This window comes from uncultured Psychrobacter sp. (genome assembly GCF_947488565.1).
Lineage (GTDB): Bacteria > Pseudomonadota > Gammaproteobacteria > Pseudomonadales > Moraxellaceae > Psychrobacter > Psychrobacter saeujeotis.
On sequence record NZ_CANKZC010000003.1, the window covers coordinates 399,731 to 418,889 of the forward strand.

Sequence of the window (19,159 nt, forward strand, 5' to 3'; positions counted from 1 at the left end):
AGATTTAATGTGAGTCAATCAATTAGCTTGCAGGCTGTTTTTATTTCATACTTTGCCCTAACTTCATAGCCGCCGCAAGATTGGCTGCGGTAGTTTCGATACTGCCATAAGCACTGCCTAATACCTTATCAAGAGTGTCCAGCTTTTGGATACTCGGCATGACGACGTCAAATTGAGTAGTCTGATCAGGATTTAAGCCGTCAACGCTACCGCAAATAGCGATCACAGGCTTGTGGCTGGCTTTGGCAAGTTGACTGATACCGCCAGCGACTTTACCCATTAAAGTTTGTGCATCAAGCTTGCCTTCGCCAGTGATGACCAGATCTGCATTAGCAATATGCTCTTCTAGACTGACAGCCTCAGCGACGGTATCAAAGCCTGATTTAAGATTAGCGCCGCAAAAGGTCATTAAGGCAAAGCCAAGACCGCCTGCTGCACCTGCGCCTGCGATATTTTGGTAATCCTGATAGCCGTGCTGTCCAGATACCATTGCAAAGTGACTTAAGGCTTTATCTAATCGTGCCACTTGCTCTGGAATGGCGCCTTTTTGTGGTCCAAAAATAGCACTGGCGCCTGAGGATCCGCATAATGGATTGGTGACATCGCAGGCGACCTCAAAGACGGTATCTTGCAGCTTTGGATGAAGCTTTGTACCGTCTATCTGCTTTAAGTTGGCAAGCTCGCTACCGCCTTGCGCTACAGACTTGCCATCATGGTCATAGAAATTCATTCCCAATGCCATGAGCATACCAAGACCAGCATCGTTGGTGGCGCTACCGCCCAGACCAATAATGATACGTTTGACGCCCTCACTCAAAGCATCAGCAATAAGTTCGCCAACCCCGTAAGTGCTCGTGACTAGCGGGTTGCGCTCATCCGTCGTCAATAAATGCAGACCGCAGGCGTGAGCGATTTCAATCACAGCTGTCTTGTTTTCTAGTAGCAGATACTTGGCAGTAATCGGTCGCATTAACGGATCGTTCACAACCACGTTTTTCCAGCGTCCGCCTAGCACATAAGATAATACGGCTGAGGTACCTTCGCCGCCATCTGCCATGGGCAATAACGTATAGTCTGCATCAGGGAAAATCTGACGAAACCCAGATTGAATAGCGCGGCAAACTTCTAGCGCTGCTAAGCTTTCTTTAAACGAGTCAGGGGCGATTAAAATTTTCATGCGCTTCTCTTTGCTTGTGGTTTTTGCTTATAGTATTACTTGTTTTTTACAACCCAATGATTAGATAAATACCAAAGTTAATAGCCAGATAAACAATATGCTGGTAATACCTTGAATGCCAGTCGCCATTGAATGAGCTTTGTAAGCTTGTGCCACACTCATGCGGCTAAACTGGCTAACGATCCAAAAGAAGCTGTCATTAGCGTGCGAGATGGTCATTGCGCCTGCACCAATTGCCATCACACAAAACACCCGTCCAAGCTCACTGTCGAGACCAATTTGACCTAATAACGGTGCGACCATCGCTGAGGTGGTGACCAATGCGACGGTGGTTGAGCCTTGCGCAGTTTTTAGCGCAGCAGACACAATAAATGGCATAAAAATTCCGAGCCCCAATGCCGATAGTGTGGTGCCTAGATAATCGCCAATAGGTGTGACTTTTAGCATCGCACCAAATGCGCCGCCAGCCCCAGTAATCAATAGGATTGGTGCTGCTACGACTAGACCTTGAGAGATAGCCTCACTAACTTGTTGCGTTTTTTCTTTACCATTTATCAATAAAAATGATAAAAACAGACCAATAAGCAGCGCAGTAAGTGGATTACCAATAAATATGAGTATGTCAGCCAATAAGCCTTCGCCTAAAGGAGCGGTAGGGAAATTGGCAAAAGAGGATAAGCATATTAAAACGATAGGCACGATAATCGGTAAAAACGCCTTGGTCGCTGATGGCATACTGCCATAATCATCGCGTGTTTTGAGATTATCAGGCAATGTCGCTGCAGGGGCGTTTTCGGCATCTATATTGTCTGGTTCGACATTAAGGAAACGGTTTGACCACAACCAGCCCGCCAATACGGCGACGGCCGTGACGACAACACCAACCATAATGACCAAACCTAAATTTGACTCTAATCCTAAGTTCCCAGCTGCAGCAATGGGTCCTGGGGTCGGCGGCACAAAGGTATGGGTGGCGTATAGGCCAGTTGCCAAAGCAATACTCATGGCCACGCTTGATACTTTTAAGCGCTCGGCTAAAGATTCTTTTAACGAGTTTAGAATGATAAATCCTGAATCACAGAATACAGGAATCGAGACGACGGCGCCGACAATAGACATGGTTAGTGTAGGAAAGCGTGGCCCTAAAAAGTCAATAACCGTTTCGGCCATTACAATTGCTGCGCCCGTCTTTTCAAGAATTAACCCGATAATAGTACCGAATACAATCACCAGACCAATGTAACCTAAGATGCCACCAAAGCCGTCAGAGATAGTCTTAGCAACGGTATCAAGGGGCACCTGGTAAAATAGCGCTACCAAAAATGCCGATAGTATCAATACTAAAAAAGGATGCCATTTTAATTTTGCGGTGGCAAAAATAATAAAAAGAATGGTTAATACAAGCCAAAATACAATCATCGTAACCTCTATGGGGCTGTAGTATTTGTTATTTTAAGACGTGTTTCTTAAGGAATGTTCAAGACATCATTCTATAGCAAATGTTATAAGCTAGATAAGAGAGTTTGTTTAATGATTTGTTTAAGGCTAGCGTTTTTAATAATTTAAATGGCTACTTGGTGTATTTGTTAGAGAATAAGATAGGTAGCTCAAGAAAATAAGCATAATCTGCTACCATAGACCCACGTTTTATTTATAAACTTTAGGATGCTTCCCTTGACCACCTTTACCGCGCCGATCATTGCTAATATAGAAAATAATGAACTACGTCAGCAGCTACAACAAATTATAGACTCAAAAACTAAACCACTTGGCGCACTTGGTCGCTTAGAGACACTGGCACTGCAATTGGGCATGATTCAAGGGACGACAACCCCGCATATTAATCAGCCACAGATTCGAGTATTTGCTGCCGATCATGGCTTAACCAAGCATGGCACCTCAGCCTATCCAAGTGCCGTCACTGCGCAAATGGTTTATAACTTCTTGCAGGGCGGCGCTGCTATCAATGTCTTGGCGCGTCAGCATAATATCGAGCTAAAAGTCGTCGATGCTGGGGTCGATGCAGACTTTGCCAATTCTCCTTTTAAAGACCATCCGCAACTGCTCGATTATAAGGTCCGCTGTGGTAGCCGAGACGCGCTCACAGAACCCGCCATGACAGAAGAGGAGTGCTTAGCTACACTAGAAAACGGTATGAAAGTGGTTAAAGGCTTGGCGGGTAATTTGCTCATCGTTGGTGAAATGGGTATTGGCAATACTTCAGCGGCGAGTCTTTTGCTGGCACGTTTAGGCGATGTGCCAATTGCTGATTGTATCGGCCGCGGTACAGGACTTGACGATGCGGGATTACAGCATAAGACGGATATTTTAACGCAAGTATTGGCGCGTCATAATGAGGCACAGTCTCCGTTGGACGCGCTTGCTGCATTGGGCGGGCTAGAGATCGCCATGATGGCAGGGGCGCTGATTCAGGCCGCCAGTGAACGCCGTATTTTATTAATCGATGGCTTTATTGCCAGTAGCGCGTTATTGGCTGCAGAGCGCTTAGCGCCGGGTGTCGCTCAATACGCCATATTTGCCCATCATTCAGTCGAGCCAGGCCATGCGCATTTATTAAAACTATTAAACGCTGAGCCATTACTCGATATGGGTATGCGTTTGGGCGAGGGTAGCGGAGCGGCGCTTGCTTATCCGCTATTGCAGTCCGCTTGTGCCATTATCAATGAGATGGCAAGCTTTAGTGACGCGGGTATTAGTGAGCAAAACAGTTAATGTCACAATTATTAAAAAAGCCATCAAAGCAATCATCAAAACAGGCGTTAAATCAGCCAGAGCCGTTACAGCAGTCTTCGCCTAAAAGCGTTGGTCAATTCATAAAACATGAATGGACACTGTTACTGGTTGCCATGCAGTTTTTAACGCGATTGCCCGTGCCGCCATTCAAAAATTATAATCCGCAGTGGTTACACCAGAGCAGCCGTCATTTTCCCGCAGTCGGTTTGCTGGTTGGGCTACTTTGCGCTGGCGTATTTTGGCTCGGCAGTGTGCTATTTACGCCCTTAGTTGCTGCGGTGCTAAGTACGGTATTCGGGGTTAAGCTCACGGGCGCTTTTCACGAAGACGGTCTTGCCGATAGCTGTGATGGTTTGGGCGGCGGTCTGACTCGTGAGCGTACTTTAACCATCATGAAAGACTCACGTTTGGGCACATACGGCGTGTTAGGTCTGGTGTCAGCATTATTGCTAAAAATCTCCTTATTAGCCGCTATGCCATTATCGGTGGCTATCGTTGCACTGATTATTGGTCATACCGCGTCGCGTTTGTTATGCGTTAGCTTGCTTGCGCTGCTGCCGTATGGCGGTGAGGTCGAGCATGCTAAAGCCAAACCGATGGCGCAGCAGCTGACAGCGCTACAAGGGTTTTTCAGTAGTGGTTGGTTGCTAATGGCAGGGGTTTTAGTAATGGTTATATTTCCTAATGCCATACAACAGATTAGCCTTGGTCAATGGTTATTAGCCTTGGTATTGGCGCTAGTTGCCACTAATTATATGCGACGCTTATTACGTAGGCGTCTGGATGGCTATACAGGTGATGGACTAGGGGCGACACAACAGCTGAGTGAAGTTGCCATTTATGCAGGTTTGGCAGCGACTATACCTTTTTTATAATTCAAAAGAAATCTAAAGTATATAATCAGTCCTAAATGAAATGAGTACAAGTATCATAACGCGCTACTGGGTAAATTTTCCTTGCTTGCTTGCTTGCTTGCTTGCTTGCTGTGCCTGCGCAGTTTCGATGCTACGAAAAATTTATCCCAGTAGCACTGTGTGCGTTTTATAGCGGATTGGCTACAAAAAAGAAGGCTAATTGATCAATGAGGCTTTATATCTGGCGTCACCCGAAACCCATTGCTGTTGAGGGTATCTGTATTGGGCAAACAGACGTAGGAGTAGATAGGCGTAAATTAAAACGTCTGGCGCATCGTATCGAGCGTTTTGTGCGGCGGCATCAGCTGCCAAAGGTAATTTGGGTAAGCCCGTTACAGCGTTCTTTAAAGGTCGGGAAGATATTGGCGCAGCGCGGTTTTGCCTGTCATGTCGCCCCTGAGCTTGCTGAGATTGATTTTGGCGAATGGGACGGTCGCCCTTGGGAGCAAATCGCTAAGCAAGAGATTGATGATTGGTGCAATAACTTTGCGCACTTCGCGCCCGATAATGGGGAAAGTCTGCAGCAGCTATTTGACCGTGTTAAAGAGTGGTTGAATAAAGTTTCGACTGAATCCGATCACACTCCAATACTAGCTGTTGGTCATGCGGGCTGGATTAATGCTGCAAAAATACTCGCCGCTGGTCACGAGGTACCCAAAATAGCAGCAGATTGGCCAGCTTCAGTTGCTTATAGGGAGTGCAGTTATTTGACGCTTTCTGGCATTTAGCTATGGCTCACTTATTTCTAAACGGCATAACCAATAATCCCCATAGTGAGGCATTTTGCTTGGCTGATGGATACTCTTTTAGCCCAATATCGAGCTCATTATCAGGCTTCTGCGCAGCGCCTTTATAACTACCAAAAATCCAATCCCACCAAATGACGCTAAAACCATAGTTTGAATTGGTCTCACTGCCACGTTGGCTATGATGAATACGGTGCAAGATCTGCGTCATCAATATGAGGCGCGCAGGTTTTTCAATGGCAGGTGGCAGACGAATATTGGCATGATTAAACATTGCCAAGCCATTTAGCGCAATCTCAAATATCAGCACTGCAATGGCAGGAACGCCCAATAAGCTGACGGCAACGAGCTTCACTAAAATGCTTAAGACAATCTCAATAGGATGAAACCTTAAGCCTGTGCTAGCGTCGATATGCGCATCAGCATGATGGACTTTATGCAAACGCCAAAGAATAGGCACACGATGGAATAATCGGTGCTGCCAGTAAATAATAATGTCGAGCAATATTAAGCTTAATACGATGACTAGGAAGCTTGGCAAATCAATTATATTGAATAGACCAATTCCATGCTGCTGATTATAAAGTGCCACCGCTGTTAGCCCAACTGGCACGGCTAGGCGAGCAATAACAGATGACGCAAACACCAAACCAAAGTTAGCAAACCAGCGTTTACGGTTTTTGATGGGCGCGGTGCGGGCAGGCATGCGCCATTCAATCAGCATCATAATCACTAAAATGCTCAAAAAGAATCCAAGCCGCCACCATACTTCGTTAGTCATTGCTTACCTCTTGATTTGTACAAACTACATATTTTGATGAGCATCTGCTTCTAGTTGTTTAAGGGTATGATAACCGCCATGGATACGGGTAAAAATCGTAATCGCGCAGGCCGTGGCAAAGATGCCAGCGAGTAGCACAAAGTGCTGCGGCCAAATGCAAAAGGCAACAAACAGCGCAATGGTCTCGGTGCCTTCCGTCAAGCCGTTTAAATAATAAAAACTTTTATATTTGAACTGTGGTCTATCCAGTTTAAACTTTTCTGCGGCAATCGCAAAGGCTAAAAAGCTAGAGCCTGTGCCGATAAATGCGGCGAGTAATAACGCACCTGCAATGGCGTTTTGTTCAGGGTTTGCCAAGATAAACCCAAGCGGGACTGCTGCATAAAAGAGAAAATCAAGCGTAATATCTAAGTAGCCGCCTGCGCTTGAGCTTTGATTGGCATGACGAGCGAGCGCGCCATCAAGACCATCAAAAACGCGATTCAATGCAATGGCTGCCAGTGCGCCATACCATAGCTCAAACGCCAGTAATGGAAAGGCTAACATGCCGATTAAAAAACCTGCTAACGTGAGTTGGTCAGCTGTAATACCGCGCTTGTGCAATACAACGACCACAGGGGCGAGTATCGGTTTAATCATGGGCGTGAGAAACTTGTCTAGCATGCACTTGCCTTTTATATGGTAGGTTCTAAATAAAATCGATACGCTAATAACTGCAAGCTACTGGAATGAATTACCGGTTTTAAAGTGAATCAGCGATATTTTGTTTTGATGTCTAAGTTTCGAAACTAAAAGCATAGGCCTAAAGTTATAGGTCTAAATGAATCACTTTACCCTTTGCGGCCTCAGCATCGCTATGATCGTGCGTGACCATGATAGCGGGTAACTTATGAGTGCGGATTTGCTCAAATACCAATTGCCGTGTATCTACTCGCAGCTGGGTATCGAGCTTGCTAAAAGGCTCGTCTAGCAGTATCGCTTTTGGCTCGCTCAATAGCGTTCTAAGTAGCGCCACTCGTGCTTGTTGCCCGCCCGATAAATTATCAGGATGACGATCTCCCATGCCTGCTAAACCTACTTGTGCCAGAGCCTGTGCTATTTTTTCACGGCGCTGTTTTTTATTGCCTACTTTATTGCCTTTAGGCATCGCAAAAGCAATATTACCTGCGACCGATAAATGCGAAAACAGTAGAGCATCTTGATACAGTACCCCAATATGCCGTAGATGCGTCGGCAAATGACTTACGTTTTTATCATTTAACCAGACCTCACCAGTAGCGGCAAAATTATTCGGTAAGGTACCTGTTAGCCAGTTCAATAAGCTCGATTTACCACTGCCAGATGGGCCCATGACGGTCAGTATCTCACCACCAGTAATCTGCTCATCTAGGCTGAGTAATAGCTCGTCTTGTCGATATAAATGTAAGTCTTTTATCTGTAAAGAGGATTGCATCAAGGGCCCTTTTTTGTGTTTTCAACGACTGAGTTTTTAACGTCTGGATTTCTAACGAGTGCCACTTTTAAAGAAATACTTCGGCAATACCCATGCCAATATAAAGCCAATTAACGGCAGTGCCATTTGGATGATGGCGTACACCGCACTGGTGCGCCTACTGGCACCATTGGCGAGGGTCACCGCTTCTGTGGTGATGGTGGCAATACGTCCGCCGCCTGCGAGTAGCGTCGGCAGATACTGACCAAAGCTGATTGCCAGACCAAGAGCGATAGCAATTAATAGTGGCGCAAATAATTGCGGTAATTTCACCTGCAAAAATACTTTAGTAGGAGTTGCACCAAGGCTCGCGGCTACATGAGCAAAACGCGGGTCTAGACGCCTGTAGCTGCTGGCAAGCGATAAAAACACATAAGGCAGCACAAAGAGCAGATGGGTAAACGCCACATTAAAAAACGCCGTTTGGTTATTCACCAACTGCTGTAGCCACACCAAACCAAATAAAAAGGCAATACTGGGCACTAACAGCGGTAAATAGATAATAAAACTGGTAAATTTTGAAAGTGGTTTTTGACTTAATTGCTCAGCTTCTAAACATAATAAAGTCAGCACAATGGCAAATACGGTGCTCACGATACCGATTGTGATGGTATTAAATAATGGCGTACCCATTTGCGTAAAGGCACTTTGAAAATGTAACAATACCAACTGCTCTGGCAATACGGCGGGAAAGCGCCAAAAACCAGCCACTGACCACAATACCAGACCAATGAGCGCCAGCAAAATAAAGCCAATCACCACAGTGGTAAGCGTGGCAGTGATTTTTTGCCAGAGTGCATCGGCATAGTGGCGCTTGCCATTGAGCAACGCGCCATTAAAGCAAGCTTTTATTGCTCTCTCACCACCAAGCCACAAGGCGATTAAGCCACCCGTCAACGCCAGCTGTAATAACGCGCCCGCCGAGGCTTTTATACGTAAGTTTAAATCCACATCGTTAAACCATTGCATGATAGTAACCGCCAGTGTTGGCGGCGTATTTGGACCGAGTATCAATGGCATCTCGACACTGGCACTGGCATAGGCGAGCACAGCTAAGATAGGCAAACGTAAAAAAGGATAGAGGATAGGGAGGACGGCTTTAAAAAAGGCAGTGATGGGATAATAGCCGAGATTTAGCGCCACTTTATATTGTTGACGCAGCTTTTTACCAAGCTCTGGCTGTGCCAATGCGCCTAGTGCCATGAGTAATAAAAACGGCAGCTCTTTTAACGTCAAACCTAAAATAATACTGATGCCGTATGGGTCATGTGGAAACATACCGCTTGGCGCCAACTCCCAGCCACTTAGCCACGGTGAGATAAGGCGTGAAAACATACCAGAAGGCGCAATTAAAAAGCCAACCGCGATGGCTGCTGCTGCATGAGGAATGACCAAGATTGGACTCAGCAAACGCTCGATACGGGTCAGCCAAACGCTATTAAAAAATGCTGCCAATATCTTTAAAGATATGACGAAAGCGAGTAGCGTACTTATCAATCCAGTAGCGATGCTGAGCGCTACCATTTGGCTAAGACCGGGCGTCTGCCACAGATCGTTAAATCCCTGTAGACTAATGGTCGTTTTCTCAAGTGCAGGGACCCAGCTAAAGGCAGGTAATAGCACGCTGAGTAAACCACCGAGTACGGGTAATGTCAGCAGTAGCAGTAAAAATTTCGGACTCAAGGATACAACGCCCGTAAAGATGCGCGTAAATAGGTCTATTTGATAAGGTGCTTTCGTTTTCGTATTTGCATCAGCCTTTTTGTTGTTAGAATCTTTACTCATGGGCTGACTCCATAACGTGTCTGCCAGCCTTGCATAATGGCATCAACCCAGCTTGGATGTGGTTCACTTACGGTACGTTTTATCGCGTCAACTGGTAGGGCGCTCGGATGCGGTTTGTTAGTCTTGAATAGCGCTTGTTGCTCAGGACTAAGCGTCGATTGTACGAGTACGGTTTTATCACCCCATACAGCAGGCGTTTGCTTTTTGGCCTGCGCTTCTGGACTCATCAAGAAGTTTGCCACCAGTTGCGCAGCTTGTGGGTGACTGGCGTTATAGGGAATGGCCACAAAATGGGTGTTACTTAAGCTGCCATCGCTCATGGCATAGCTACGAATACTCTGGGGTAAGTCATAACGCTGCACCGCCGCTGGCACTTCTGGCGCAGAAAAGGTAAAGGCTAAGCTCAGCTCGGTATCATCGACCAAGCGCCGCATATGCGCGCCTGTCTGCACAAATTGCTCACCCTTACGCCAGAGAGTAGGATGCAAATCATCGAGAAACGTCCATAGCGGGTCTAATACCATGTCTATATTTTGCTCTGTGGCTGGTAGGTTGAGCTGTGCTTTGATGTTTTCGCCTGTGTTCGCATCTTGATTTTCGTGCAGCATGACTAACGCGTATTTTAAGAAGCTCATGCCTAAAAAGTCAGGCGGCTTTGGATAGCTGAAACGCCCGGGGTTTTGCGCTGTCCAATTGACGAGCTCATGTAAAGTGGTTGGTGGCTTATTCGTCGATAAGCTGTCGTAATAGAAAGTCAGCGAAGCTTGTCCCCATGGTGCTTCCATACCATTGGTCGGCACACCAAAGTCGAAGTTAACCGCAGGATTATTGTCTGGGTCGGTCAACGCAAAATTCGGTAGTTTGTTTGCCCATTGTTTACGTAATAATGAATTCTCACTCATGGTGGCAAAGTTTGCGCCGTTTATCCAGATGAGATCCACGCTGCCTTCATCATTGTTATTGGCAGACTTTTCTGCAAGTACGCGGCTGACGGCTTCGCTAGTGTCGCTCAATTTGACATGGACTAGGTTGATACTATATTTGTCATCGACTTGCTTGGCAGCCCACTGTAGATAGGCATTGATTTGCGGGTCACCGCCCCATGCATAAAAGTAAACGTCTTGGTTTTTACCTTGTGTCTCTATCTGCTGCCAAGATGATAAATTTTGATCAAGGTCAACGGTAGTGGGTGAGGCAGTGCTGGCGGATATGCTTGAAGAAATAACCGTACAAACGCTAAGCGCCATAGCATAGACGCTATAGCGACTTAGGTTTTTTAGCATTGGCAAAGCTGGTAAAGATTTAATAACGTACATTTATGTTCTCGTTATAACCTGTATTAAATGTCATTCAGTCATATATTTTGAAGCGTGCTGTTGGTACAAATTTTCTTCGCTTGCTGTGTGACTTCATCACTCCAGAGGCTTCAAAAAATTCATCCCAGCAGCACTTATTTCTAAAGCAAATCGATCGTCTTCTATAAGTCGATAAAACTAATGAATGCCAACAGCATTGAGTTTCACTGGAAAACTGATCAACCTCGACGCCATGTATGGTATTTCTCAAGTAAGTTTAATACCGTTTCAGGCGCATGATTGCGTTTCCATTCACCAGCCGCGTATTTATTACCCTCTGCCCATGTCGGGTACATATGAATGGTGCCAAGTATTTTATTCAGTCCTAAGCCGTGCTTCATCGCTAATATAAATTCCGGCATGATATCCCCAGCATGCTCAGCGACGATGGTCACGCCGAGTATTTTATCTTTGCCTTTAGGGGTAATCACTTTGATAAAGCCATCGTTGGCGCTTTCCGTCACCGCACGATCTAAGTCTTTAAAGTCGTAGCAGGTAATCTCAAAGTCGATGCCTTTTTCAATAGCCTCTTGCTCATTTAGGCCCACGCGTGCGACTTCTGGGTCTATAAAAGTCGTCCACGGAATCACGCGATAATCGACTTTAAACTTCTTTAGATGGCCAAACAAACCGTTGACGGCAGCGTACCATGCCTGATGGGAGGCCACATGAGTAAACTGATAAGGGCCAACGACATCACCAGCCGCATAAATATTGGGATAGAGAGTCTCTAGATAGTCATCCGTCTCGATAGTACGCTCAGTTTCAACACCTAATGCTTCGAGACCATAACCTTCTAAGCGCGCACGACGTCCAACGGCACAAATTAATTCGTCATACTCAATCGCGATTTCTGTCTCATTGTGTTTCACCACAATATATTTTTTGTCGTCACGTATCTCACAGCGTATCGCTTGATGTGAGGTTAAGACGTTTACGCCACTCTCAGTGAGTGCTTTTTGCGCAAATTCAGAGACTTCCACATCTTCTTTTTTCATCAGACACGCGCCTCTTTCAATCTGGGTCACGTTGGAGCCTAAACGGGCAAAAGCTTGTGCCAGCTCTGAGCCAATAGGCCCGCCACCAAGGACGACCAGCTTTTTCGGTGCTTCTTCAAGCTCAGTAAATTTATTCCATATAGTATCGCTGGTCACATAGCCAGTTTCTTCCAAACCTGGTAAGTCTGGGATAAACGGCCGCGCGCCAGTGGCGATAACGATGGAGCGTGCGGTAAGTGTTTGCGTGCCGCCACCGTTTAGCGCAATCTCTACCGTCCACGGGTCGATGAATTTGGCATAGCCTTTTAACACTTCGACGCCTAAGTCCGTATAGCGCTCGACGCTGTCATTTGGCGCGATATCAGCGATGACTTGATGAATACGGCTCATGACGTTTTTAAATGAGAACTCTGGTGGCGTATTGTCTAAACCATAACGCTCAGCATGGCGCATCTGTTCGGCGACTTTCGCGCTTTTAATCAAAGCTTTACTGGGTACGCAGCCATAATTTAAACAGTCGCCGCCCATTTCACCCGCTTCAATTAAAGTCACTTTTGCACGGACGGTGGCTGCAATATAGCTGGTGACCAATCCGCCAGCACCAGCGCCAATCACAATCATATTACGGTCAAACTTTTTGGGTTTGTTATAGCTTTTATAGACACGGCGTTTTTTTAGCATATTTAGTAACCCTTTTGCGATGAGTGGGAAGAAACCTAACAGTGCAAATGAGACAATTAAATTAAACGATAAAATCCCTGACAAACTGTCAATTTGCGCCAGTTGCGTACCGGCATTGACGTACACGAAGGTGCCCGCGAGCATGCCGATTTGGCTGACCCAATAATAAGTCCACGCTCTAATAGCGGTGACACCCATGAGTAAATTGATCAAAAAGAACGGAAATATTGGCACGAGGCGCAGGGTAAATAAGTAAAACCCACCTTCTTTTTCTACGCCAGCATCAATGGCCGCTAAGCGCTCAGGAAAGCGCTGCTGAATGGTATCACGCAGTAAATAACGTGAAGCCAAAAACGCTAAGGTTGCGCCAATACTAGAGGCGAATGAGGCCACCAACAAGCCTTGCCATAAGCCAAACAACGCCCCAGCTGCCAAGGTTAAAATAGCGGCGCCCGGTAGGGATAGGGCGGTGACGACGACATAGAGTAAAAAGAACCCACCGATAACGAGTAGTGGCGATTGCGCTTTGTAGTCGTTAAATTGTGCCATTGACCCTTTTAAGCCATCTAGCGTCAATAATTGATTGAGGTCAAAATAAAAAAAGCTGGCCGCTAATATCAATATTAACAGTATTAAAAATATTCTTTTAATCATGAAAGGTCCGGCTAAATAGTGGGGCAAAGGTTAAAGATACAGTTAAAATTACAATGGTTTTTTCGGTTAAGCATCTGCATCGTTTTAAGAGTAGCAGCCATTACATTGAATGGTTTGAACGGCCTATTGGTTTATTAACCATAAAACAGCCAACTTATCAGTCTTAACAGTATATAGCCTGTGTTCTGCTAACTGGTATTTATATTACCATTATCAAAATGAGGACAGGCTGTAGTCTAATAATAGGCACGATCTAATAAACTCTACTGAATAAGCTCTATTTAATAGGCACTATAAGCTCTATTTAATAGGCACTGTATGAGTTTGCGTTAAAGAGGTTCTTTTGCCCAATGTTAACGTGTCCCAATCTCGCATTAAGAATAACGCGACACAGGCAGCCAGCATCGGCCACGCAGCGAAAAATAGCAAGTTATCAAAAGGTTTGAGGTATAAGCCAAAGGTTGAGAAAGTCGAGATAGCATGGAGCAATAAGACCGCGCCATAAGTCCAAGTTTTAAATAAACCGACAGCGAATGTCAGAATAAGAATCAATTGAGCGATACCTATAGCGAGGAATATCATCTCACCCATGGCCTCAAGACCATAAAATTTTGAGAAAACACCTGCAGCGTGTTCGGGATGAATAAGCTTGTCGAGCGTCCAAACTAAAAAAACAATGAAAATACCAAGTCGAAGCAATAATAATGAAAGTGGCAAATATTTTGGCATAACTTTTTGCATAAGTTTTCGCTTTTAAGAAGTTTTGAAAGTGGGTTCTAACAATCAATAAATGACATGAGTACCGATACTTTTTATTATCATAAAATAGGCATAAGTCAAATACTGATTATATTGAGTGATTGCTCAAAAATGAATGCAATATTGCTGCTAAACGCTATAAAGAAAGTTATTGTAGTTGTTCTTGAATGATTGTTCAAGTTCGTATTGTCTGGTACATTAGGGTTATAAGAGTTCGTTACACTCTTTTACTATATTAGCAATGCTAGCTTAAAGGTGGTTATTTTATAGACAATTGATGTTGACTATGATCAGTTTCTTGAACTGTACTTATCATAATAGGAAATACGCTTCCTGATTACCTTCAGTAAAACGCGTTTTTAGATAGGAGAATTTAAAAGAAATAAAAAAAGCTGAGCAAGCGCCCAGCTTTTAAATCTATTTACAACATTGGGTTAAAGCATTAATCCTTTAATACTTTTGCCATGGCATTGGCGACATAATCGATATTATCGACATTTAAACCAGCGACGCACATACGCGAATTGGAAACCATATAAATACCAAACTCGCTTTGCATACGCTCAACTTGCTCAGGCGTCAATCCTGTAAAGCTAAACATGCCGTTTTGATTGGTCAGGTAATCAAAGTTACGATCAGAGATTTTGGCCTCTAGCACCGATTTTAGTTTCATACGCATGGCTTTGATACGGTCACGCATGCCATAAACTTCACCGATCCATTGCTCGTGCAAGGCTTCATCATTCATGATGATATCGACCACGCGTCCACCGTGTGACGGCGGGCTTGAGTAGATACGGCGTACCATAGAGGTCAGCTGACCAAAGACGCGCTCGGCTTCATCGGTAGTTGGACAAACGACTGATAGACCACCGACACGCTCGCCATATAGCGATAAGTTTTTGGAAAATGAGTTGCTGACAAACAGCGGCAGACCCATATCGACTGCTCTACGAATAGCATAAGCATCGCTGTCCATATCTTCGCCAAAACCTTGATAAGCGATATCCATGAATGGAATCAGCTCGCGCTCCTGAATGACGTTTAGCACTTGATCCCACTGCTCTTTGGTCAAATCCACGCCCGTTGGGTTGTGGCAGCAAGGATGAAGTAAAAGAACATCGTCTTTGTTTAACGTCTCAAAGAACGCAATCATCTCATCGAATTTGATGCCGCCAGTGGTTTTATCGTAGTAGGGGTATTTGCCAACTTCAACATCACTGCCCTCAAAGATAGCAATGTGGTTGCCCCATGTTGGGTCGCTCACATAGCATTTAGATTGCGGGAACCATTCATGAATAAATTCAGCACCTACTTTCAATGCGCCAGAGCCGCCAATAGTAGCGATGGTAGCGACAAGACCGTCTTTTAATACTTGAGCGTCTTTACCGAATAACAGTTCCTGACAACCTTTACGGTGACCTGGTAGCCCTGCCATCGGTAAATAAGGACGCGGAGAAACAGGGTCTGCAATGCGCTGTTCGGCAGTTTTTACACATTCAAGTACCGGCATTTTACCGTCTTCGTCGTAGTACACACCCACGCCCAAGTTTACTTTATCGGGATTGCTGTCTTTTGCAAACTTGTCCATCAGCCCCAAGATTGGATCACCCGCGTAGTAGTCGATACGTTCAAACATTTTTTTTCCTTACAAGAATAAAATAAAGCACAAGAATAGACACGAAGCCGCCAAAAAGCATAAACCAGATTGACAATTAACTCAACGATAGATTCAACCATATTGATTAATTAACTGATTAGATGAGCTATTTGATCATCTAAATATATTTTTAGCCAATTAAATGGCTAATATCCATTTAAAAATAGCGTCTACTTACGCTAGCTCCCTTTATAATCGTTAAAATGGCTTGCAAAATAAGTCTGCAAAAACTCTTTAAAGGCAATACTGGCAGGCGATAGCGCTCGCGATGAACGCTGATATATAAAGAACCTACGCACTTTAACAGGCTGTGCAAGTGGGCGCATTTGTAGACCATTGGCACTTACCCAATCAATGACTTCTGGCATATAAGGCAAGCATAAAGTAATACCAAAGCCCTGACGCGTCATTTCAAGTGCAGTCGACATAAAGTTGACTTTATAGCGTGCTTGCTGAATATGAGAAGCAATGGTCTCATCCAGCTCGGCGGTCACTTGTTCAATAAAAGGCCCTTGTAAAGTAATAAGCGGAATATCTATCAAATCCTGCCAGATCACCTCGCTTTGCTTAGCCAGTGGATGATTATCTGGCATCACCACGCAAAATGGCAACTCATATAACAAATCGGCTCTGATGTCGTCTTCACTTTCCATAAAACCAAGCTCCGTACCAACGCCCAAATCGACTTCAATATCTTGAATATGTTGCAAAACGTTCTCTGCTGAGCAATCTATTAAAGACACGCTGATATCGGGATATTTTTTAGCAAACTGAGCGATAACCGCAGGCATAGAGGAAGCCGCAAATTGTGACACCGCTAGCCGGACTTGACCTTGCGCAAGACTCATCAGACTGCTCGCTTCGTTTTCAAACAATTGCATCTCATTAAGGACTCGCCGAGCTTGTGGCAGTAAATGTCTGCCTACGACCGACAAAGATAGCTGGCGCGTGGTGCGATCAAACAACACGATGCCAAGACTGGTCTCCAGCTCTTTAATTAATCCGCTCACAGCTGATTGAGTCAAATACATCTGATCACTAGCACGGGTAAAGCTGCCACTATCAGCGACTTTAATAAAAGCGGTCAATTGGCGAATACTGATATTCATAAGTAAACCTGATAAATAAATTAAAAAAAACAATTAGTCTTATAAATAAAGCTACTCTAAGATGGACACATCGTCAATACATTGCATTGATATATACAACTTTTATATGGATTTCATACCACCGATTAACGTTAAGGATGATTACAATGGCAGATTTATTTGAAAACCCAGTAGGCTTACAAGGGTTTGATTTTGTCGAATTCGCCTCACCACAACCTGAAGCAGTAGAAGCGCTTTTTGAGCAGCTTGGTTTTACCCATGTCGCCAATCACCGATCTAAAGATGTCTCTTTATACCGTCAAGGTGACATCAATCTTATATTAAACCGTGAGCCAAGAAGCCAAGCCAGTTACTTTGTAGAAGAGCATGGGGCAGGGGCTTGTAGCATGGGTTTTCGCGTGAAAGACTCCAAAAAAGCTTACGAGCTGGCAATTAAAAATGGTGCCCAGCCAGTAGAGGTACCGACAGGGGTGATGGAATTAAGACTTCCTGCTATCAAAGGTATCGGCGGCTCACTGATTTATCTGATTGATCGTTTTAAAGATGGTGAGTCTATCTATGACGTCGATTTTGAGTTCTTCCCAGATGTAGATAAGTATCCGGTTGGTCATGGTTTTAAGGTGATTGATCATCTGACCCATAACGTTTACCGTGGGCGCATGGCTTATTGGGCAAACTTTTATGAGCGTATCTTTAACTTCCGTGAAATCCGCTATTTCGATATTAAAGGCGAATATACTGGCCTGACCAGTAAAGCCATGACGGCGCCTGATGGCAAAATCCGCATTCCGTTAAACGAAGAATCAAAGCAGGGCGGCGGACAAATCGAAGAGTATTTGATGCACTTTAATGGCGAGGGTATTCAGCATATTGCTTTAGCCAGTGATGACTTGTTTGCCAGTATCGATAAACTAAAAGCGGCGGGTATACCGCTTATGACTGCGCCAACGGCTGCCTACTATGAAATGCTGAGCGAGCGCTTACCGAACCATGGTGAAGACGTCTCTGAATTGCAAACGCGCGGCATCTTACTCGATGGTACTACCGAGGGCGGCACACCGCGTCTGCTATTACAGATTTTCTCTGAAACTATCTTAGGTAGCCCAGTGTTCTTTGAATTTATCCAACGTAAAGGTGACTATGATGAAGGCTTTGGTGAAGGTAACTTTAAAGCGCTATTTGAATCAATAGAGCGCGATCAAGTGCGCCGCGGCGCCATCGGTCAGTCTGAGACAGAAACCGAGACAGAGTAAACTTACCCACCAAACAAACATGGCAAGGCAAAAGGCGATTTGTCTTGCCATCGTTCACGCTGTAGTATCGAACATATAGCGTTACCAAAGTACTGACACAAATAAAACGGATATATGGAAACAGGAGCATCGGCATGGAACGCCAAAACAAACAACCCTATCTCTCGCATCAACCTGATGCCAATGGTCACATTCACTACAGTAATGATGAGCATGCCATGTGGCAAGCGCTGCTCGAGCGTCAAGCCAAACAGACACCCAACCGCGCTTGCTCAGCATATCTAGAGGGACTTAAAAAGCTCAATCTACCGTCAGATCGTATCCCGCAATTGCACGATATCGATGAAGTGCTACAAGCGACGACAGGTTGGCAAACAGCCGCAGTACCTGCGTTGATCAGCTTTGGTAAGTTCTTTAAGCTGTTGGCGAATAAATCCTTCCCTGTTGCGACCTTTATCCGCCGCTTTGATGACATGGATTACATCGAAGAGCCGGATATCTTTCATGAGATTGTCGGACACTGTCCGCTACTGACTCATCCTGCTTTTGCTACCTTTAATGAAACTTATGGCAAGCTTGGTCTTAATGCCAGTAAAGAAGAAAGGCTGTTTTTGGCACGTCTTTATTGGTTTACCATTGAGTTTGGTTTGGTCGGGCAAACGCAGGATACCCGCCGAATTTATGGTGGCGGTATTTTGAGCTCACCATCTGAAACCATTTATGCGCTCAGCAACGAGACTCAAAACCAATCAGATTATCAATCAAACCCTCAATCCCATCCTCAACCTGAGCACCGAGCCTTCGATTTGCTAGATGTGTTACGTACCCCTTATCGTATTGACCACATTCAGCCTATCTACTATGTTATTGATGATTTAGATACGCTGTTTGATATCGTGAATAGCGATATCATGGGAGTGGTCAAGCAAGCGATGTCGCTTGGCATGTTTGAGCCAACATATCAGGTTGAAACCAGCTGATCATTTAATAATCGATTACTTAATCAACGAACGACTTTACCAAAAGTACTGCAACATAGAT

Annotated in this window: 16 protein-coding genes; 5 read left to right on the plus strand and 11 right to left on the minus strand. The window is 44.8% G+C overall.

The annotated features are described in order from the left end of the window. Positions 1–40 precede the first annotated feature (40 nt). Together Q0890_RS08815 and Q0890_RS08820 are read right to left on the minus strand one after the other, a co-directional pair. Positions 41–1,177 carry a glycerate kinase gene (locus tag Q0890_RS08815; RefSeq protein WP_299219594.1) on the minus strand — a complete coding sequence of 379 codons (1,137 nt, stop codon included), beginning with the start codon at positions 1,175–1,177 and terminating at the stop codon, positions 41–43. A gap of 60 nt (positions 1,178–1,237) precedes the next feature. Next, entirely contained in the window at positions 1,238–2,596 is a 1,359-nt protein-coding gene (locus tag Q0890_RS08820) for a GntP family permease (RefSeq protein ID WP_299219597.1), read from the minus strand. Between the two features lie 246 nt (positions 2,597–2,842). Between Q0890_RS08820 and cobT the strand changes: the two genes are divergently transcribed. From cobT to Q0890_RS08835, 3 genes are all read left to right on the plus strand, one after another. After that, positions 2,843–3,910 (plus strand): nicotinate-nucleotide--dimethylbenzimidazole phosphoribosyltransferase, encoded by a 1,068-nt coding sequence (cobT, locus tag Q0890_RS08825; RefSeq protein WP_299219599.1) that lies wholly within the window; start codon positions 2,843–2,845, stop codon positions 3,908–3,910. Next, positions 3,910–4,806 carry an adenosylcobinamide-GDP ribazoletransferase gene (gene cobS, locus Q0890_RS08830; RefSeq protein ID WP_299219601.1) on the plus strand — a complete coding sequence of 299 codons (897 nt, stop codon included), beginning with the start codon at positions 3,910–3,912 and terminating at the stop codon, positions 4,804–4,806. Before cobT ends, cobS begins: the two co-directional genes overlap by 1 nt. A gap of 206 nt (positions 4,807–5,012) precedes the next feature. Next, entirely contained in the window at positions 5,013–5,573 is a 561-nt protein-coding gene (locus Q0890_RS08835) for a histidine phosphatase family protein (RefSeq protein ID WP_299219604.1), read from the plus strand. 7 nt (positions 5,574–5,580) lie between these two features. Here Q0890_RS08835 and Q0890_RS08840 read toward each other — a convergent pair whose 3' ends face one another. The 9 genes from Q0890_RS08840 to Q0890_RS08880 form a co-directional block, all read right to left on the minus strand. Then, on the minus strand, positions 5,581–6,372 hold the full coding sequence (locus tag Q0890_RS08840; protein ID WP_299219607.1) for a sterol desaturase family protein: 792 nt from the start codon (positions 6,370–6,372) through the stop codon (positions 5,581–5,583). A 24-nt stretch (positions 6,373–6,396) separates the two neighbouring features. Continuing rightward, the gene (locus Q0890_RS08845; RefSeq protein WP_299219610.1) at positions 6,397–7,035 is read right to left on the minus strand and encodes a CDP-alcohol phosphatidyltransferase family protein; all 639 of its coding nucleotides are present in this window, start codon (positions 7,033–7,035) and stop codon (positions 6,397–6,399) included. Positions 7,036–7,180: 145 nt separating this feature from the next. Then, entirely contained in the window at positions 7,181–7,825 is a 645-nt protein-coding gene (locus tag Q0890_RS08850; RefSeq protein WP_299219613.1) for an ATP-binding cassette domain-containing protein, read from the minus strand. A 51-nt stretch (positions 7,826–7,876) separates the two neighbouring features. Further along, a complete protein-coding gene (locus Q0890_RS08855) occupies positions 7,877–9,649 on the minus strand; it encodes an ABC transporter permease (protein WP_299219616.1) in 1,773 nt (590 codons plus the stop codon). After that, a complete protein-coding gene (locus Q0890_RS08860; RefSeq protein ID WP_299219619.1) occupies positions 9,646–10,965 on the minus strand; it encodes an ABC transporter substrate-binding protein in 1,320 nt (439 codons plus the stop codon). The genes Q0890_RS08855 and Q0890_RS08860 overlap by 4 nt, the downstream gene beginning before the upstream one ends. A 218-nt stretch (positions 10,966–11,183) precedes the next feature. Next, positions 11,184–13,337, minus strand: a complete 2,154-nt coding sequence (locus Q0890_RS08865) for an FAD-dependent oxidoreductase (RefSeq protein WP_299219622.1) — start codon at positions 13,335–13,337, stop codon at positions 11,184–11,186. 300 nt (positions 13,338–13,637) lie between these two features. Further along, positions 13,638–14,078, minus strand: a complete 441-nt coding sequence (locus Q0890_RS08870) for a hypothetical protein (protein ID WP_299219624.1) — start codon at positions 14,076–14,078, stop codon at positions 13,638–13,640. A 460-nt stretch (positions 14,079–14,538) separates the two neighbouring features. Next, a complete protein-coding gene (locus tag Q0890_RS08875; RefSeq protein WP_299219627.1) occupies positions 14,539–15,735 on the minus strand; it encodes an amino acid aminotransferase in 1,197 nt (398 codons plus the stop codon). A gap of 200 nt (positions 15,736–15,935) precedes the next feature. Then, positions 15,936–16,865 carry a LysR family transcriptional regulator gene (locus Q0890_RS08880; protein ID WP_299219630.1) on the minus strand — a complete coding sequence of 310 codons (930 nt, stop codon included), beginning with the start codon at positions 16,863–16,865 and terminating at the stop codon, positions 15,936–15,938. Between the two features lie 146 nt (positions 16,866–17,011). Between Q0890_RS08880 and hppD the strand changes: the two genes are divergently transcribed. Both hppD and phhA read left to right on the plus strand, forming a co-directional pair. Further along, complete coding sequence (hppD, locus tag Q0890_RS08885) at positions 17,012–18,118, plus strand: 4-hydroxyphenylpyruvate dioxygenase (RefSeq protein WP_299219633.1); 1,107 nt, start codon at positions 17,012–17,014, stop codon at positions 18,116–18,118. 134 nt (positions 18,119–18,252) lie between these two features. Beyond that, complete coding sequence (phhA, locus tag Q0890_RS08890; protein ID WP_299219636.1) at positions 18,253–19,098, plus strand: phenylalanine 4-monooxygenase; 846 nt, start codon at positions 18,253–18,255, stop codon at positions 19,096–19,098. Positions 19,099–19,159: the final 61 nt, after the last annotated feature.

Bases quoted from the DNA above. Each gene is read 5' to 3' on its own strand.
- Q0890_RS08815 (WP_299219594.1), bottom strand. From the start codon at position 1,177: ATGAAAATTTTAATCGCCCCTGACTCGTTTAAAGAAAGCTTAGCAGCG.
- Q0890_RS08820 (WP_299219597.1), bottom strand. From the start codon at position 2,596: ATGATTGTATTTTGGCTTGTATTAACCATTCTTTTTATTATTTTTGCC.
- cobT (WP_299219599.1), top strand. From the start codon at position 2,843: ATGCTTCCCTTGACCACCTTTACCGCGCCGATCATTGCTAATATAGAA.
- cobS (WP_299219601.1), top strand. From the start codon at position 3,910: ATGTCACAATTATTAAAAAAGCCATCAAAGCAATCATCAAAACAGGCG.
- Q0890_RS08835 (WP_299219604.1), top strand. From the start codon at position 5,013: ATGAGGCTTTATATCTGGCGTCACCCGAAACCCATTGCTGTTGAGGGT.
- Q0890_RS08840 (WP_299219607.1), bottom strand. From the start codon at position 6,372: ATGACTAACGAAGTATGGTGGCGGCTTGGATTCTTTTTGAGCATTTTA.
- Q0890_RS08845 (WP_299219610.1), bottom strand. From the start codon at position 7,035: ATGCTAGACAAGTTTCTCACGCCCATGATTAAACCGATACTCGCCCCT.
- Q0890_RS08850 (WP_299219613.1), bottom strand. From the start codon at position 7,825: ATGCAATCCTCTTTACAGATAAAAGACTTACATTTATATCGACAAGAC.
- Q0890_RS08855 (WP_299219616.1), bottom strand. From the start codon at position 9,649: ATGAGTAAAGATTCTAACAACAAAAAGGCTGATGCAAATACGAAAACG.
- Q0890_RS08860 (WP_299219619.1), bottom strand. From the start codon at position 10,965: ATGTACGTTATTAAATCTTTACCAGCTTTGCCAATGCTAAAAAACCTA.
- Q0890_RS08865 (WP_299219622.1), bottom strand. From the start codon at position 13,337: ATGATTAAAAGAATATTTTTAATACTGTTAATATTGATATTAGCGGCC.
- Q0890_RS08870 (WP_299219624.1), bottom strand. From the start codon at position 14,078: ATGCAAAAAGTTATGCCAAAATATTTGCCACTTTCATTATTATTGCTT.
- Q0890_RS08875 (WP_299219627.1), bottom strand. From the start codon at position 15,735: ATGTTTGAACGTATCGACTACTACGCGGGTGATCCAATCTTGGGGCTG.
- Q0890_RS08880 (WP_299219630.1), bottom strand. From the start codon at position 16,865: ATGAATATCAGTATTCGCCAATTGACCGCTTTTATTAAAGTCGCTGAT.
- hppD (WP_299219633.1), top strand. From the start codon at position 17,012: ATGGCAGATTTATTTGAAAACCCAGTAGGCTTACAAGGGTTTGATTTT.
- phhA (WP_299219636.1), top strand. From the start codon at position 18,253: ATGGAACGCCAAAACAAACAACCCTATCTCTCGCATCAACCTGATGCC.